The sequence below is a fragment of the Bacillus cereus group sp. N21 genome (assembly GCF_016483395.1).
In the GTDB taxonomy this organism is placed as follows: Bacteria; Bacillota; Bacilli; order Bacillales; family Bacillaceae_G; genus Bacillus_A; species Bacillus_A pseudomycoides.
In genome coordinates this window covers 1-260 of sequence record NZ_JAEHBX010000365.1, presented here as the reverse complement: position 1 = coordinate 260, position 260 = coordinate 1, and the positions used below count along the sequence as shown (strand labels likewise).

Sequence of the window (260 nt, the reverse complement as noted above, 5' to 3'; positions counted from 1 at the left end):
GCCCCCCCCCCCCCCCCCCCCCCCCACCGCGACCTCGGGCTTTATCGAGCGCAAGGCGTTCTGGGCGAGCTAGGGCTTCATGGCGAGCAAGGGCCTCAGGGCGAGCAAGGGATTCAAGGCGAGCAAGGGCCTCAGGGCGAGCAAGGTATTCAAGGGGAGCGAGGACCTCAAGGCGAACATTGTCAACAAGGGGAACCAGGACATAAAAGACAACTAGGTCAAAAAAGAAAACCAGTACATAAAAGCAAGATAAATCATAT

The 260-nt window shown here is 57.3% G+C and carries 1 pseudogene; it reads left to right on the top strand.

What is annotated here, in order from left to right:
* Positions 1–260, top strand: a pseudogene (locus tag JDS96_RS31205) (hypothetical protein); the annotation flags it as partial.